This is a genomic window from Flavobacterium sp. CG_9.10 (assembly GCF_015752245.1).
Lineage (GTDB): Bacteria > Bacteroidota > Bacteroidia > Flavobacteriales > Flavobacteriaceae > Flavobacterium.
The window spans coordinates 62,817-78,934 of record NZ_JADOVD010000008.1; the positions used below are offsets into that span (position 1 = coordinate 62,817).

The 16,118-nt window shown below is 34.8% G+C and carries 14 protein-coding genes; 5 read left to right on the top strand and 9 right to left on the bottom strand.

Going from position 1 to position 16,118, the window contains the following annotated elements; translation table 11 throughout:
• Window positions 1-191 precede the first annotated feature (191 nt).
• The gene (locus tag IWX84_RS08465) at window positions 192-662 is read left to right on the top strand and encodes a regulatory protein RecX (RefSeq protein WP_196850307.1); all 471 of its coding nucleotides are present in this window, start codon (window positions 192-194) and stop codon (window positions 660-662) included.
• Between the two features lie 10 nt (window positions 663-672).
• Here the strand turns inward: IWX84_RS08465 and IWX84_RS08470 are convergent, their stop codons facing one another.
• From IWX84_RS08470 to IWX84_RS08490, 5 genes are all read right to left on the bottom strand, one after another.
• A complete protein-coding gene (locus tag IWX84_RS08470; RefSeq protein ID WP_196850308.1) occupies window positions 673-1,827 on the bottom strand; it encodes a beta-ketoacyl synthase N-terminal-like domain-containing protein in 1,155 nt (384 codons plus the stop codon).
• Window positions 1,828-1,928: 101 nt separating this feature from the next.
• Window positions 1,929-3,233 carry an adenosylmethionine--8-amino-7-oxononanoate transaminase gene (gene bioA, locus IWX84_RS08475; RefSeq protein WP_196850309.1) on the bottom strand — a complete coding sequence of 435 codons (1,305 nt, stop codon included), beginning with the start codon at window positions 3,231-3,233 and terminating at the stop codon, window positions 1,929-1,931.
• 2 nt (window positions 3,234-3,235) lie between these two features.
• A complete protein-coding gene (gene bioD, locus IWX84_RS08480) occupies window positions 3,236-3,853 on the bottom strand; it encodes a dethiobiotin synthase (protein WP_196850310.1) in 618 nt (205 codons plus the stop codon).
• A 33-nt stretch (window positions 3,854-3,886) separates the two neighbouring features.
• A complete protein-coding gene (locus tag IWX84_RS08485) occupies window positions 3,887-4,291 on the bottom strand; it encodes a GxxExxY protein (protein ID WP_196850311.1) in 405 nt (134 codons plus the stop codon).
• A gap of 42 nt (window positions 4,292-4,333) precedes the next feature.
• A complete protein-coding gene (locus IWX84_RS08490; RefSeq protein WP_196850312.1) occupies window positions 4,334-5,473 on the bottom strand; it encodes an aminotransferase class I/II-fold pyridoxal phosphate-dependent enzyme in 1,140 nt (379 codons plus the stop codon).
• A gap of 291 nt (window positions 5,474-5,764) precedes the next feature.
• On the opposite strand from IWX84_RS08490, the gene IWX84_RS08495 reads away from it, so the two are divergent.
• The 4 genes from IWX84_RS08495 to IWX84_RS08510 all read left to right on the top strand — a co-directional run bounded on the left by IWX84_RS08495 (window position 5,765) and on the right by IWX84_RS08510 (window position 9,361).
• Complete coding sequence (locus IWX84_RS08495; RefSeq protein WP_196850313.1) at window positions 5,765-6,304, top strand: hypothetical protein; 540 nt, start codon at window positions 5,765-5,767, stop codon at window positions 6,302-6,304.
• Between the two features lie 469 nt (window positions 6,305-6,773).
• Window positions 6,774-8,015 carry a hypothetical protein gene (locus tag IWX84_RS08500; protein WP_196850314.1) on the top strand — a complete coding sequence of 414 codons (1,242 nt, stop codon included), beginning with the start codon at window positions 6,774-6,776 and terminating at the stop codon, window positions 8,013-8,015.
• Window positions 8,016-8,340: 325 nt separating this feature from the next.
• A complete protein-coding gene (locus tag IWX84_RS08505) occupies window positions 8,341-8,763 on the top strand; it encodes a DoxX family membrane protein (RefSeq protein ID WP_231385448.1) in 423 nt (140 codons plus the stop codon).
• 55 nt (window positions 8,764-8,818) lie between these two features.
• Entirely contained in the window at window positions 8,819-9,361 is a 543-nt protein-coding gene (locus IWX84_RS08510) for a GNAT family N-acetyltransferase (RefSeq protein WP_196850316.1), read from the top strand.
• Between the two features lie 51 nt (window positions 9,362-9,412).
• Here the strand turns inward: IWX84_RS08510 and IWX84_RS08515 are convergent, their stop codons facing one another.
• The 4 genes from IWX84_RS08515 to IWX84_RS08530 all read right to left on the bottom strand — a co-directional run bounded on the left by IWX84_RS08515 (window position 9,413) and on the right by IWX84_RS08530 (window position 15,944).
• Entirely contained in the window at window positions 9,413-9,694 is a 282-nt protein-coding gene (locus IWX84_RS08515; protein ID WP_196850317.1) for a FoF1 ATP synthase subunit delta/epsilon, read from the bottom strand.
• A 73-nt stretch (window positions 9,695-9,767) separates the two neighbouring features.
• Window positions 9,768-11,279 carry a F0F1 ATP synthase subunit beta gene (atpD, locus tag IWX84_RS08520; RefSeq protein WP_073204939.1) on the bottom strand — a complete coding sequence of 504 codons (1,512 nt, stop codon included), beginning with the start codon at window positions 11,277-11,279 and terminating at the stop codon, window positions 9,768-9,770.
• Between the two features lie 260 nt (window positions 11,280-11,539).
• Complete coding sequence (locus tag IWX84_RS08525; protein WP_196850318.1) at window positions 11,540-13,099, bottom strand: G-D-S-L family lipolytic protein; 1,560 nt, start codon at window positions 13,097-13,099, stop codon at window positions 11,540-11,542.
• A gap of 34 nt (window positions 13,100-13,133) precedes the next feature.
• Window positions 13,134-15,944, bottom strand: coding sequence for a TonB-dependent receptor domain-containing protein (locus tag IWX84_RS08530; protein WP_196850319.1), 2,811 nt, complete (start codon window positions 15,942-15,944; stop codon window positions 13,134-13,136).
• Between the last annotated feature and the right edge of the window lie 174 nt (window positions 15,945-16,118).

Consider the following 16,118-nt stretch of genomic DNA (forward strand, 5'->3'; position numbering starts at 1 on the left):
AAAATTAAATCGATAACAAGCATCTATATCTGTTAAAATACTGTTTTTAAGCAATTTGCACATTCATTTTCGCAATAAACTAAAATATTAGGTAAAAAGTGGTCTTGAATCCATTACATTCATTTTCAATAATAAAATCCCTCTATAACTAATAATAATTACCTAAATTTCCAACTTTTAAAAAATAATAAATGAATCCAGTTTATTCCGTCAAAGAAGCTATTAGAAAAATCGAACATTTTTGCGCCTATCAAGAACGCTGTCACGAAGAAGTAGTGGCTAAATTGCGAACCATGAAAATGGACTCTGATGAAATTGATCAAATTTTAGTAAAACTTATCGCTGATAATTTTCTAAACGAAGAACGTTTTGCCTGCAGTTTCGCCCGAGGCAAACACCGTATCAAACAATGGGGGAAAATCAGAATTGTAAACGAGCTGAAGTCAAAAAGAATAAACCAAACATTAATTAATATTGCTTTAAAAGAAATTACTGCAGAAGAATATGCCACAACATTTCACAAGCTCGCCGAAAGACATTGGGAATCCATACGAGAAACAAATTCGCTAAAAAAGAGAAAAAAATTTTGTGATTATTTACTCCGTAGAGGTTTTGAGAGTAATTTGGTTTACGAAAAAGTAAAGGAATTGGAAGTTTTATAGAGGAACTATTTTAGAGGGACAACAAAACACTAACCGCATTTCCTCCAAAACCAACTGCATTTATCAACACTTTTTTGATAGGTTTTGTTTGAGTTTGTGCTTTTGCAAAAGGAACTCCAATGAAGGTATTGTGTTGCATCATCATCACGGCCAATTCTAAACTCAATATTCCAGAGGCGCCAAAAGTGTGTCCTATTTTCCATTTATTGGTAGTTAGCAAAGGAAGATTCGAACCAAAGACTTTTTCAATTGCGCGATATTCGGTTAAATCACCTTTTATAGTTCCGGGAGCATGCATAACGATTGCATCCACTTCAGAAGGATCTACATCTTGCAAAGCCATCTTCATTGATTTCTGGAAACAAGTCGCTTCTGCAGAAATCGAAATATTATGTTCCAGAATTTCTGTGGCATATCCTATCCCTTCGATATAAGCCAAAACGTTTTCACTTGCGCCTATTTCGAGACAACAAACTCCAGCGCCTTCTCCAAGAATCATCGTGCTTTGTTTTTTTTCTAAATCTAATGCTCGATTTGGGTACTTTTCCTCACTAGTGGAATAAATCTTTAGCGCTCGCATTTGAGCAATTGTAAAATCGGTTAACGGAGCCTCACTCCCTCCTACCAAAAATTTATCAGACATTCCGGCTTTGAGCCAAGCCACTCCATTTAATACAGCATGTAAAGCAGTCGAACAAGTAATAGAATGTGAAATTTCCGGACCTGAACTTTGTAAATCATGCGAAACCCAAGAAGAAATATTCCCCAAGGTTGTTGTAGGCGAAGCTAAAGTATGTGCTTTTCCATTTTCTAAATATTCCTGATGGTGTTTTTCGAATAAGTCAGTTGCACCGCGAGACGAACCAATATTGATTCCAAAAACATCATTTTGAGTCCAGCCCGCATTTTCTATAGCTTTACGCGAAGCTGCCATAGCATATAAAACCGATTTATCTAACGATTTATATTTATTATCTGATTGTCGCAAGGCTTCAATTATTTGTCCCGAATCAGTATCGAGCACAGCAACTAGTGTTTTTTTATGGTCTAAATTGTGTTCGGTAAAACAATGCTCGCTCTTCAGATAATTTTCCCAAATAGTTTCTGGCGAATTACCTAATGGCGAAATGGAAGCGATGGCTGTTATTGAAATTTTTTTGGACAAGATGTTTTTTATTTTACCGCAAAGGTCGCAAAGTTTTTCGCAAAGTTCACAACCGTTTATAAAAATTATGGGTACGACAAACTTCTTATTATTATAAAAATTTAAACTATATCTAATGCTTTTTCGACCACTTGATACACTTTTTGCAACTGTTCATCAGTAATAACATACGGTGGCAAAATGTAGACAATATTACCAACCGGACGCAAAATCACTCCGTTTTCAATAAAGAAATCGTAGAGTTTATTACGCAGTGTTCCATAATAACTAGCAGCACTTTCGGTTTTTATTTCTAATGCAAAAATAACTCCTAGCACTCGGGTTGTAGTAACTTTTGGATGTTTCTCTATTCTTTTTTGAAAGGCCAAATGGCTTTTATTTACCCCAGAAATATTTTCTTGCATTTCATCGCTTTGCAACAATGCTAAACTTGCTAGTGCTGCTGCGCAACCCGTTGGATTTGCAGTAAATGTATGCCCATGAAACAATGCTTTATTAATATCGTCATCATAAAAAGCATCGAATAAATCCTGAGTAAAAGTTGTAATTGCCATAGGAATTGTTCCTCCGGTCAATGCTTTGGACAAACACATCATATCCGGATTTTCATTCAAATAATCCATTGCAAACGTTTTTCCCGTTTTACCAAAGCCCGTCATAACTTCATCGGCAATGGTAAGGACATTATTCTCCTGACAAATTCTTATTAATTCATCCAAAGCTTCCGGTTCGTACATCACCATTCCTGCGGCTCCTTGAACCAAAGGCTCAAAAATAAAACCAGCACAATTGTTGTTTTTTATAACCGATTGTAACGTGTCATAACTTTCTTGCTCCATTCCTTTAACCGGAACCGGAATCCGCACCACATCAATAAACATTCCCTGAAAAGCCTGGGTATAAAATGAAATTCCGCTTGCTGCCATCGCTGCAAAAGTATCACCATGAAAAGCATTTTCAAAAGCAATAATGGTAGTCTTCTTTTCTCCTTTATTGAAAAAATACTGCAATGATACTTTTATCGCTACTTCAACTGCGGTAGAGCCATTGTCCGAAAAAAATATTTTTTGTTGGTTTTCTGGCAAAATTTCAATCAGCTTTTCAGCCAAAATAACAGCAGGTTCATGTGTAAATCCGCCAAATAAAACGTGCTCTAAAGTAGTGAGTTGCTTATAAATTGCATCGGCAATAAATTTATTCGAATGTCCGTACGGATTAACCCACCAAGAAGCAATTGCATCAATATATTCTTTATCATTTTCATCCCAAAGCAAAGCGCCTTTTCCTTTTTTGATGGCAATTGGTAAAGCTGCCGTTTTATGTTGGGTATACGGATGCCAAAGATATTGGCTGTCTCTTTCTATAAGCCCCCTAGCCCCCGAAGGGGGAATATTTGTACTACTCATAATTATAAACTCAAAAGATTTTCACGAAAATTGTCTGCATATTCTTTGATTACATTTGGATCAATATACGGCTCTTCTTCAATTCTACCGATGCATTTTACGCCGGTTTTACTCAAAATAATGCTTTCTGTAGCTTTATTTTCATCACCATTAAAAATAATTCCTGCGATTTTAATATTTCGGTTTCGCATGGCTTCTATCGTAAGCAATGTATGATTGATACTTCCCAAATAATGTCTGGAAACCACAATCACTTTATAATCGGGCTGTATCAGATCAATAACACAATCATTCTCATTTAATGGCACAAAAATACCTCCCGCACCTTCGATCACTAAATGATTAGCTGTTTTCGGTTCTACAATTTTCTTCAAATCGATGGTAATCCCGTCTAATTCTGCCGCGAGATGTGGACTAGCCGGTGTGTTCAAAGCATAGCTATTCGGATGAATCACCGTCTTTTTATTAGACAAAAACGATTTGACTTTATGACTGTCAGAATTTTCTAAATCACCCGCTTGTATGGGTTTCCAATAATCAGCTTCTAAAGCCTCTGTTATAATGGCCGAAGCAATGGTCTTGCCCACGTCGGTTCCAATTCCTGTAATAAATAGTTTCATAGTATTAGCCACGGATAAAACGGATTGAACGGATTATCGCTGATTTTTTATATTAATTTTTCTATCGTTTGTAAAGATTAGTCTTTTAAACTCCGGTTCTTCTCCAAAATTTAATAACAATCCAACTTCAATTGATGTTGCCTTTAAATAATTCATTATTTGAGCAATATGAATATTCATCAGTAATTCTGTTAGTTTCAATTCTACAATTACTTTGTCTTCAACAAGTAAATCAGAATAATATTCTCCAACCAATTGATTTTTAAAATATACTTTAATTTGTTTTTGAGCTTCAACTTTATATCTTAAAGATATTAATTCAAAATACATGGCCTTTTGATATACTTTTTCGAGAAATCCGGAACCCAATTCATTATAAACTTCATAATAAACTTTTAAAATTACATTTGTAATTGATTCGTGAAGCAAATTTGCCATATTAGACATGTGTTAATCCGTTAAAATCCGTTTCATCTGTGGCTAAAAAACAAAAGTAATCAACAAAGCTAAGACTTCCGAAATTTCCTTCTTTGAATTATAGCTATGCAAACAAAAGCGCAGACGTTCTTGACCTTCTGGAACAGTAGGCGAAAGTATGGCTTTTACATCAAATCCTTTTTCTTGGAACTGGCTAGCAATTACTTTTACTTTTTCATTTCCAGGAATAATAGCTGATTGTATTGTTGATTTGCTTCTGACAAACAATGGCTTTAATCCAAATAAATTCTTCTCCTGATTGAAATGAATAATATTTTCTCTAAGCGTTTGAATATTTTTTTTATCTTTTTCTAAAATTTGATAAGCAACCAAAATCGTGGCAACCGAATGTGGCGACAGCCCTGTGGTATAAATAAAACTTCGGGCAAAATTTACTAAATAATCCCTCAATTCAACCGAGCCTAAAATCGCGGCTCCATGACATCCCAATCCTTTCCCGAAAGTCATAATTCGGGCAAAAACGTGATCGTGCAATCCCAGCATTTGAACGAATCCTTCGCCTGACGAACCAAAAACTCCCAAAGCATGCGCTTCATCAACAACTAGATAACATTTGTGTTTAGTTGAAACCGAAACCAATTCTTGTAGATTTGGACAATCACCATCCATCGAAAAAACAGACTCGGTGACGATATAAATAGTGGTGTCTGGATTCCTAGAAATCAATTTTTCTAAATCCTCAAAATCGTTATGATTGAACTTATACGCTTTCGCATTCGACAGTAAGATTCCGTCCCTAATAGAGGCATGACACAATTCATCGTATAGAATCAAATCTCCTTTTTGCGGAAGCGAACTAAAAAAACCAACATTGGCATCATAGCCAGAATTAAAAATTAAAGCCGATTCTGATTTGTGAAACTGAGCAATATAGCTTTCTGTCTCTTGATATAGGCGGTGATTTCCGGAAAGCAAACGCGAACCTGTCGCCCCATTTATTTTTAAATTCTTACCTAACAAATAGTGATGCGTTTCATCAAAAATGGCTTCCGACTTGGACAATCCCAAATAATCATTCGAAGCAAAATCAATTAAATCCGAAGTCAAAGACAATTGCCTCAAAGATTTATTTTCTTTTCGAGTTGCAAGTTTAGCGGATAGATTTTTTGGAAATTGTTTCATACGCATCAAAAATAAGCATCTTTTTCGGTTTATAAATTTTATCAATATTCTTTGCTGATTTTGGCAAATAATCAGCGATAAAGAATCATTTTAATTCTAAAAACAAAATTACACTTATAAAAACAAAATTCTCCAAAAATTAACAATCAAACCAATAGTAATCAAAATAATACTGATAAATTTTTACGAAAACGGTTTCGATTTTAACCATTGTTAAACTTATGTTAAAATCATCTTAATTTTTCAATTAAACCCATTTGAGTACAAAATAGTTTTCTACTTTCGGCACATATGAAACGAATTGCATCACTTTTCTTATTAGCTACGTTGTTTTACAATGTGCTTGGATACTATGCGATGTTTGCCTACCAAAAAGAGCAAACGTGGGTATCCAATATGGAAAAAATGCCCAGTTCAGAGCTTCAAGTAATTCAATTAAATGCCTCTTTATATTCGTTTGTTGAAGACACCGATTTTGAATACGTAAATGAAAATGTAATTATAAATAACAAAAGCTATCACATTTTTAAGAAAAGAATTCAAAACAACATACTGAGTTTATATTATTTACGTAATTCTTACGGCGACGTAATCGGCAAAGATTTAAAAGAAATTGTTGACAATCAATTATTCAATAGCGCACCTTCAAAAGAAGGGCCTTCAAAAAAACTACTCAAATCTTTTCTTCCAGATTATATCCCGAACAGCACGATTTGTGTCGATTTTTCAGCAAAAACAGATTTGAATTCAATTGCACTTATCATTACACCAAATAAGGCTTTGGATTCCGGATACCTTTCTTTATCGTATACTCCACCGGACGTCGCTTAATTCCACTTATTGTTTACGCAAAATCAAAACTTTTAGAAAACTGCAAATTCACGATAATTCATGAATTTTGTGAAGCTAAAACAAACGATTTATTCTAAAAATTTATTGAAATTTTTACTTTTAGAAATACAAAATAATATTTTGTGTTTATTTCCCAATCCATTATTTTAATGGAGGAAACGAAAGTGTATTTTTATATTTTTAATTAGATTATTGACCTTTAGCTTTTAAAATCAAGACTTATTTTGATTATACCTTTAAAATAGATTTTAAAAAGTAATATTTCAAATTCTATTTGTCTTGTAAAAATCATGATTCCCATTTTACGGCTTGCGCCAAAAAAAGCTCTGCCTTTTACAACAGTAAGATCTACAACTCACTTAATTTGATTGTGCACATCACCTTCTCTATCTTGAAGAAGTTGAGGTCATCCTTCTTTACATTCCATTTAACTATTAAAACAAAACCTTTGAAAACTTCATTCTCATTATATTCGGCATTCATTTTTATAGCATTCATTTTAATTACTCTTCAAACTGAAAAAATAACCGCCCAGGGTTGCGTCGCTGTTCGCCAAATGGGAGGCCAAAATATGAACTCCTCTAATTCTTATAATTTAGATAAAGGAGAATTCCAAGTAGGGGTAAATTATCGTTATTTTCACTCATGGAGACATTTTGTTGGGAAGGAAGAACAACCGCAACGCCAGTTAACCGGTGGCGGTTTTGATGAAAACGGAAAAGAGCGTGGTAATGCCGTAAATATATATTCCCACGCGGTCGATTTAAACATCTCCTATGGATTAACGGACCGCATTCAATTAAACGCCACATTACCATACGTAAACAATGAACGTTCACAAGTCTTAAAGCAAACAACGCCTGTAAAAAACACATTCCGTTATAGTGTATACGCGCAAGGTATTGCCGATGCTAGATTGAGCGTCAATTACTGGGTTTTTGACCCTAAAAAAAAAGAAAAAGGAAATATAATGGTTGGCCTAGGTGTAAAATTAAACACCGGTAATCATGACAAAACAGATGACGCTCCACAAGCAGACGGAACTACTAAAAATGTGGTTATGGACCAAGCCATTCAGCCCGGTGACGGAGGAATTGGTATCTCAGTAGAATTACAAGCATTCCGAAAATTAACAGGCTCTTTATATGGATTTGCAAATGGGTATTATTTATTTAATCCACGAGAATCCAATGGCAGTTTTAAATCGGCTCCAACAGTTGTTAAGGATAAAAACGGAAATACACTTGGGGTTTTAAATGGCTATAATATTTATGCTTCTCCAGATCAGTATTTTGGCCGTGCAGGATTAATGACCACAGTAGATAAGCAACAGAACTTAACCGTTTCGTTAGCAGGTCGTTTTGAAGGAATTCCTGCTTACGATGCATTTGGAGGACAAGTGGCTTATCGCCGTCCCGGATATGTAATTGCCGTTGAATATGGTTTTTCATATCGATTAGGCAATCATGGTTTCAGTTTGTTCATTCCTTACAATGTTGTTAAAAACCGCGTTCAAAGTGCTGCAGATATTGCAAGCCAGGATTTACAAAATTCCGTAATCACGGACCCAGCTAAATATGTTCATGTACAAGGTGATGCCGCTTTTGCTGATTATTCTCTAAATTTTGGATACACGTATCGATTTAGTTTAGCTAAAAAAATGAAAGTTACAATGCATCCAAAAATATAAATTAATTACTGAATTCTTTCAATTAATCCAAAAAGACAAAGGCAAAAATATTACAATACTAAATTTCAAGTAATTGCATTAAAATAGTCTAGTTTCTGTCACGGCGACGAAATACGATACGGAATAAAGTTAATTAATACGTTGATAATTTGTTCAAATGGTTTGTTTTAATTTATCAACAATAAACCTAACAGACGTTGGAAACCTGTTAGGTTTACTATTTAAAAAATGTCAATTATTAAATACAATAACTACTTTCATTTTTGATAAAAAATTTAATATGAAAATTTCTTTCCATTCTCTATATTTTCTATTTAGTAAAAAAATGGAAAAGCACAGCGTAAATTTTATGCGCGTCGCACTGGCAGTAGTTTACATCTGGTTTGGCGGTCTAAAAATCTTCGGAATGAGTCCTGCCGGTGAACTTGTCGAACAAACCGTCTATTGGTTTCGACCAGAAATATTTATTCCAATACTTGGGGTGTGTGAAGTAATAATCGGACTTGGTTTACTCATAAAAAAATTCATCCCCTATGCTATTGTATTGCTATTGCTACATATGACAGTTACTCTTTTTCCAATCTTTATTTTAAAAACAATTTGTTTTGACACCTTTCCTTTTTGCCCCACTTTGATTGGACAGTATATCATCAAAAATCTCGTTTTAATTTCTGGAGCGCTCGTAGTTGCAGGAAAATACAATGAAAATTATTATGCTGAAACCAATTTAAAAATGGAAAGAGACTAAAAAAATTGCATTTTTTAGTATTTTCAATATTGCAATCTGACGAAAATTAACTAGTATGAAATCTATAATTTATAAAAGAGCCGCAAATCTAAACGAGTTGCAACAAATCAGAAGTTTACAATTAAACAACAGCTCGCAGATTATCACTACCGAAGAAAAGCTACGAGAAGGATTTGTTACCGTTCAACATACCGTTGCATTATTAGAACAAATGAATACTGCTTGCGCTCATATTATTGCCAAAGAAGAGGAGAAAGTGGTGGGTTTCGCATTAGTTATGCTTTCCAGTTTTAGAAATGAAATTCCAGTTCTTATTCCAATGTTTGAAAGAATTGATTCTTTATTACCAAGTGACAAATCATACGTAATAATGGGACAAGTTTGCGTAGATAAAAACTATAGGAAACAAGGAATATTTCGAGGATTATATGACTTTTACAGAACGCAACTTCAACATGAATTTGATTATTTAATCACAGAAGTTGCCGAGATAAATCAACGCTCCATGAAAGCCCATGAATCTATAGGTTTCAAAACGATAGAAAGTTATGAAGAAGAAGGTGTTATTTGGAATATTATGCTTTGGGATTGGACATAAAAAAAGCCCAACAGTAACGTTAGGCTTTAAATTTAAATTATCGAAATTATTTTAGTCGGCTAAAATAATAACTTTATTGTCTTTCATTTCAATTGTTCCTGAAACAATAGCCAGTGTGTAATTTTGCTCATCTATTTTAGTAAACTTACTAGCTACATCTTTGCCAAAATGAAAGCTTGAAGCTGCAATTTTAACTACTCCTTTTCCTAATATAGAAACAATTGGAGCATGATGATTCAATATTTGGAAACTTCCGTCGATCCCAGGTAAGGTAACTGAAGTTACTTCTCCTGAAAATAATTTTGCTTCTGGTGATACTATTTCTAATAACATAATTATGAGTTTTGAATTATGAGTTATGAGTTTTCAAAAATTGAAATAACTCATAACTCATAACTTATAATTTTTAAGCTTCCGCTAACATTTTTTCTCCAGCTTCGATAGCTTCTTCAATAGTTCCTTTAAGGTTGAAAGCTGATTCTGGCAAGTGATCTAATTCACCATCAATAATCATGTTAAATCCTTTGATAGTGTCTTTAATATCAACTAACACCCCTTTCAATCCTGTAAATTGCTCAGCAACGTGGAAAGGTTGAGATAAGAAACGTTGTACACGACGCGCTCTTGAAACGGCTAATTTATCCTCTTCTGATAACTCTTCCATACCAAGGATCGCAATGATATCTTGTAATTGTTTGTATTTTTGCAAAATTTCTTTTACTCTTTGAGCACAGTCATAGTGCTCATCACCTAAAATTTGAGGAGTAAGGATTCTTGAAGTTGAATCCAATGGATCAACTGCAGGATAAATACCTAACTCAGCAATTTTACGAGACAATACAGTAGTAGCATCAAGGTGAGCAAAAGTTGTAGCCGGAGCCGGATCCGTTAAATCATCCGCAGGAACGTAAACCGCTTGTACAGATGTAATAGAACCTTTGTTTGTTGATGTAATACGTTCTTGCATTGCACCCATTTCAGTAGCCAATGTTGGTTGGTAACCTACCGCAGATGGCATACGACCTAAAAGTGCTGATACCTCAGAACCTGCTTGTGTAAAACGGAAGATATTGTCCACGAAAAACAAAACGTCTTTCCCTTGATCAGTTCCTGCTCCATCACGGAAATATTCAGCGATAGACAATCCAGAAAGTGCTACACGAGCACGAGCTCCTGGTGGCTCATTCATTTGTCCGAAAACGAAAGTAGCTTTAGACTCTCTCATTCCTGGCATATCCACTTTAGATAAATCCCATCCTCCATTTTCCATAGAGTGCATGAATTCATCTCCGTATTTTATAATTCCTGACTCTAACATCTCACGAAGCAAGTCATTTCCTTCACGTGTTCTTTCTCCTACTCCTGCGAATACGGAAAGTCCACCGTGACCTTTTGCAATATTGTTAATCAACTCCTGAATCAATACTGTTTTACCAACTCCAGCACCACCGAACAATCCAATTTTACCCCCTTTTGAGTAAGGCTCAATTAAATCGATTACTTTAATACCTGTAAATAAAACTTCAGATGAAGTTGACAAATCTTCGAATTTTGGCGCTTGTCTGTGAATAGACATACCGTTTTCTCCTGTTTTTGGTAAATTACCTAAACCATCAATGGCATCTCCAATTACGTTAAACAAACGACCGTAAACATCGGCACCGATTGGCATTTGGATAGGATTTCCTGTTCCAACTACTTCATAACCTCTACTCAAACCATCTGTTGAGTCCATCGAAATGGTACGAACGGTATTTTCACCGATGTGAGATTGTACTTCAAGTACTAATAATGTACCATCTTTTTTTGTGATTTCTAATGAATCATAAATTTTTGGAAGTTCAACATCCTTACCGTTGAAAACAACGTCAACTACTGGGCCAATGATCTGGGCAACTTTTCCTATTACTTTTGACATTACTTATGTATTTATTAAATAGCTATTTAGGTTTATGAAATATAACCAATCGAAACTTATCGATTAGACGCTTTTTTCAGTTTGCAAAGATAATTTTTTAAAATAAAAAATCAACACCTTTTGCTATAAAAAACATGAAAAAATTAAAGGATTGTTTAAAAACCTATTCGAAACAAATAAAAGCAACGAATCAACACTAAAAATAAAAAACCACCACGTTTTAAAAACGGGTGGTTTCATTTAATTTAACAAAGCTTTTTTTATAAAGAAGCAGGATATAATATTGCGTATAACCCTAAATCCACTTTTGGTAATGTTGAAGAATATTTGGCATTAATGGCAGCACTAAAAGCATTTGCAATTAAAGCATATCCTCTTGGACTAGGATGTACCCCGTCAAGTGAAAATGATCCTCCAGTAACGTAGGTAGAAGTCAAAGTAAAACTGTTACTAACTATTCCAACAGTTGACAATTGCGTCATGATTGTTTTTGTGTCTACGAAAGCCAATCCTTTTGCATCTGCAATTGCTTTTATAGTTACATTATACGCATCCGTCGCTACTTTTATTTCCGCAACCTCAGTTGGTATTAAAACATGTTTGTCTTGAAGCGGGAAAGTAATTCCAAATTTATTTAACGGAGATGGCGGCGCAAAACCCACTCCTGAATCAGTAGCAGTTGGAGCAGCACCAATTGCAGATTGTGCTGGCAAAACCACTAAGTCAGTAGCGGTAGCTTGTCTAGCTTGACCGAAAACCGCTCCGTAAAACGCTGCTGTTTGAGCTCCAAGGGAAGGAGTAAAAGCAGCAGTCAATTGGGCTGATAAATTAGTTAATGATTCATCTTTAATCAACAAAGGATTCGCAGCAGTTGTTGAAAGTAAATTAATTCTAGTACCGGCACCAAAAGCGGTTAAGGCAGCTTTCAATGGCCCGTATAGTTGTGCATTAAGCGCATTTATAGTTGCATCTCCAACAGCAATACTACCACCACCTAAAACTTTTGATGTTAAAGGATTAAAAGGGACAGTAGTAAAGTAAGGAAGAGTATTCACATAAGGAAGATTAGCTACTACTCCTTTTGCACCATTCGCCGTTAAATTAGTAACCATTCCCGAGTAAACACTTGCAAAAACATTAGGATCTGTGATGTCATTTGCTCCATAAGTAGCCGGATTCAAATTTCCCGTTTGATTTACACCAATACCTCCTGAGGTAGCATAACCCAAAACATCATTCCCACCGATCCACAAGGAAAAGAAAGTAGGAGCTTGCACCAAAGCATCCGCAAGGACTGTTGTCCCGGAAGTTGTTGCAAATCTAGCAAAATATGGATTTGCAGCACCAGTCGCCACACCAGCAACATTTCCATAACCTGGCGCTACTAAATGATAACTTTTTGCGCCTGGAACTCCTAAATTATTAAAAGGTCCCGTAATGCGTGTTGTTACTTCAGTTGTTGGAGTACCGCTAACAGCAACTGGTCCAACACCATTAAAATACAAGCGTGTTCCTGCAATTACATTCCCGCCAAGAAGCAACCCTCCTTTATTATCCGACGTAAGAGGAGTTTTAAAGTCTCCTCCTCCTGCCAATGCAAATTGTTGCGACAATATATTAGCATAAGAGCCTTGTTGCCCTTTGATAAAGAGTGCTCCATCGCTGTATCCCGCAGCAAATGAATCTCCTAATGCAACATATTTAGTAAAACTTGCTGTACCGGATGTTACAGCTACCTCTGCAGGCGCCATGTTTTCATCATTATTACATGCTACAAAGCTTAAAGAAACTAATAGTAGCCATTTGAAATTTTTTATCATCGTTATATGTGTTTTTTATTAATGACTCTATTTATTAAGGGTTGATAGTCCAAGAAGCAAAAAATTGCTGTCCAATTAATCCAGCTCCTAATACTTGAGTATACTCTTTACCACCAATGTTTGAAGCTCCTAACTTAATTGTTGATTTCAATTTTAAAATATTATAATTGATTTGAGCATCAATAACCGTTGCAGCAGCTATCATACCATCAACCATTGTAGATTGCCATAAATATTCGCTATTCCATCTTCCGCTTACATTAAATCCAAAGTTGTCAAATAATTTTTCGTTTCCGAATGACGCTTTTACTCTATGTTTTGGAGTGTTGAAACCTGCTTCAAAACTTGGATCTTTTTCTTGATCAAATTTAAATTCAGCAAAATTATAATTCACACCTACTTCAAAATCTTTATATACTTTTTTAGAAAGCCCAACACCAAAACCAAGAGATTTAATTTCTAGGTTAGTATTTGTATATAGTTGAAAAGCTCTAAAATTTCCAGTAGAAAGTGCATGTACAGTTTGAAAGCCAGGATCAGCACTAGGAGTCATACTTGGAGAATCTTGTGCTGTACCATATAAAGGGGCTACTACATTTAAATTTCCAATAAAATCATTATAAATGTTATAATAGCCGTTCAAATCAACTGAAAAACCATCAATAAAAGAACGGTATCCTAATTCAAATGCTTTTACTTGCTCTGGTTTAACATAGTCAATGTTTGTTTTTCTTAAAACCGAAGCGTTTCCAGTGGCTGAAAAAGCGCCAACTGATGTAGCCGTATAGGAGTTATTGTAAGCATTCAAACCATTTATTGTTACGGAAGTTCCTCCTGCAAAAGCCTGCCCAACAGCAGTAGAAACAGGCAAAACTTCAGTATATCGAGTTAAATTATCAGGAGCTGATCCTAATAATATTGCACTCCCTACATTAAATCCAATGTATTGATCTTGAGTTGAAGGATTTCTGAAACCAGTTTGATAAGATGCTCTGAAATTATGATTTTTTCTTTCTCCTCCTGAATACACAAATGATACTCTTGGCGAAATATTACCGTCGAAATTTTTTGATTTATCGTAACGAACAGAACCTGTAAATTTCAATCTGTCATCCAATAATTTTTTTGTTATTTGAGTATATGCTCCATAGTCATTGTAATGTATAGGACCATTGGCATCAGTATAAATTCTTCCATGAGAATTCAATTCATATTCTCTAAATGAACCTCCAACTTGAATTTCAGCAAATTTTATAAGATCTCTAAAATTATAATTCACATCTGAATGGTATATTTTAGAATTATCAACCAATTTCGAACCCGAAAGTACACTTTCTTCATCAATCACTTTATTAAATGCCGATGTAAATCCTGGAGTTCCCGGAATCAATCTACCAGTATCAGCTACATTTCTAGCAGCAATATGTGCTTGCTCTGGAGTTGCTCCTCCTAATGTAGATGAAATGTATTGACCCGCATATTGACCAAACCATGTTTTGTCATCTTTCCATGCTCTGTTAATGTTGATACCAGTAAAAAGCATGTCATACGATTTTCCGCCATCTTCGTTTGTTGTATAGCCTCTAACGAAAAAGTTCTTTCCTTTAATTTCTAATTTATGCTGTTGCATAAAAAAATTGTTCAGGTAATATCTGTTGGCACCTTGATAAACTGCGTTTCCAAAACCAAATTTACTTTGCCAAATAATTTCGAAATCATTTACAAAAGGCTTGAAATGAAGCGAGAAGTCAATTTTTGTATTACTAGCTTTATTATCCGTCAAATTCACTTCATTATATCCCGTTCTACTTACGTTATAGTTAGGTAATAAATTTACAGCTCCAGCTGGTATTAAACCTAAAGAAGCCAAAGATTGCCCAACTCCCTTAATGTTTGTAGATACTTCATCGCCATAAACATTTATCCCATCATAATTTGGGTTACTTCTATCCCTTCCTTGAACAGTTTTATCATTATAGTTTGTTGCAAACCAATCTGTTCCGTGCATGTAAGTAAAGTTTGCTTTCCCAGCGAACCAAGGAGCAAATGCATGCGCAACTCTTACGCCATAATCAACAAAATCATTTGTTCCTGCTGCTTCTTGGCTAGTTTTACCATACTTTGCATAAGCCGTAATTCCCTGACTAGTAAATGGACTTTTACTATTCATAAATAAAATACCATTGAATGCATTTGCGCCATACAAAGCCGAAGATGCACCTGGCAATAGCTCCACACTTTGAACATCAATTTCTGAAACTCCAATCAAGTTTCCTAACACAAAGTTTAACAGTGGAGAAGAATTGTCCATTCCATCAACTAATTGCATAAAACGAGTATTCGCAACAGTAGCGAATCCACGAGTATTAATAGATTTGAAAGACAAACTACTGGTGTTCATTTGTACCTCTTTCAAATTTTCTAAACCATCATAAAAGGAAGGAGAAGCTGTCTTTTTAATCTCAGCGATACCCATTCTTTCAATAGTTACTGGCGATTCTAAAACTCGCTCAGGAGTTCTTGAAGCCGAAACCACTATTTCATTTAATTTAGTTTCTTCGTCAACAAGTTTAACCGATACTTTCTGGTTATTCGATGAAACGGTTACTTTTTGCGATCCATACCCCACACTAGTGACATTGATAGCATAAGGAGGTTTTTTTGATGATTGTAAAGTAAACGCACCATCGACACCAGTAATTGTACTAGCGGTTTCACCAACAATTTTTATGTTGGCCCCAGGAATAGGTTGATTGTTACTATCTGTAACAATACCTGAAATTGTATTTTGAGCAAATGTTAGGCTACAAAAAAACAATGACAAAAAAAGTAAATACATTCTCATTTGGTTAAAATTTTTTGATTTATGTTACCAAAGTACAATTAATTTTAATATTATTAAAAAATGGCGTTAAATTTTTCATAATTATCAATGAATCCGCATCAATCAGTGCAATTCCTTATTTAATATTTATCATATTGTGTTAAATTTTAAGTCTAAATAACAAAAATTCACTAT